Origin of the sequence: Anaerobutyricum hallii DSM 3353 (assembly GCF_000173975.1) — a bacterium.
In the GTDB taxonomy this organism is placed as follows: domain Bacteria; phylum Bacillota; class Clostridia; order Lachnospirales; family Lachnospiraceae; genus Anaerobutyricum; species Anaerobutyricum hallii.
In genome coordinates this window covers 1-1,185 of the sequence record NZ_ACEP01000104.1, presented here as the reverse complement: position 1 = coordinate 1,185, position 1,185 = coordinate 1, and the positions used below count along the sequence as shown (strand labels likewise).

Here is a 1,185-nt window from a genome sequence, read left to right as displayed (position 1 = left end):
AACAAGGAAGAGATAAAAAAAGAAGAGCAGCATCCACGCAGAATAATCAAATGGATCCATTACTCAAAATTAAAAGAAAATGTAGAACAGTATTGTCCGGCACGTGATAAGGAAGAGATAGAATCACTTGCAGATTTAATTCAGGCTACAGGAGAAGTGATTGAGAATTTATCAGTAAGCAAGCTAGATACAGATGAGTATAAGATTATTGCAGGACATAAGCGCTGTCAGGCTTGTAAATTGCTTGTTGAGGAAAGGGGATTAAAAGAATTTGCTTTTCTTCCATGCATTGTTAATAATGTCAGTGCGGTGCAGGAAAGTTTTCGTGTAATGGCTTCAAATGGATACCACACGAAAAAACCGTATGAGTTGATGCATGAGATCACAGAGATGGAAAAACTTTTAAGAGAGCATCCAGAAGAATTCCCTCCATCTTTACAGAAAGGAAGGATGGTAGAACGCTTATCAAAAAAAATGGGAATCGCAAGGGCTACAGTACAGGAATATCAGCAGATCTCCAGAAATTTACTTCCAGAGGCAATGGAAAAATTTAAGGAAGGGGAGATAGAAAAATCTGCTGCACTCACTCTGGCGAGGCTGCCGGAAAAGATGCAGAAGGAAGTGATTGAACAGGGGATCACAAAAAATGTGGATATAGAAGAATATAAACAGAAGAATTTAGAACCGGGTGCAGTAGAGATACGGGTATCGTACCGGCTGTTGGGTATAGATGAATATGACAGGTCTACTGTCTCCAGAAAAGCACTTGTAAAGTTCTTAAAAGGGAGATATGGGAGTACTTCCTATGAAATATCACAAGGGGAGATCAGAATCTCCTGCTCGGATAAAAACATCAGTATCTCAGAGAAATCCATTACATGGGAACGGTATGTGGCCCTGCTTGACCAGTACTGCCCAAAAGAAGAAAAAGAAGAGCCAGAGCTTGTAGAAAGGAGGGAAGAACAAAGAGATATGGTGCCAGAAATAGAAACAGAAGAAACAGACTGCAAAGAGCCTGCCGGAAAGTCGGACAGGGAAATTTCCGTCCCGATGGATGAATTAGTGGAAGAAGGAAGGGAAGAAACAGCAGGATTAACCCGTCAGGAATATATGAATTCTTTAGATATAAAAGAGGTTTCCAGTTATATCAGCCACTTCCTTTCCGAAGAGATCCTGCGGTGTCCT

General features: G+C 40.8%; 1 protein-coding gene. It reads left to right on the top strand.

Annotated features, from left to right (window positions below; translation table 11 throughout):
• Positions 1–1,185, top strand: a 1,185-nt coding sequence (locus EUBHAL_RS14895) for a ParB/RepB/Spo0J family partition protein (protein ID WP_005349068.1), incomplete at both ends; no start/stop codon positions are given.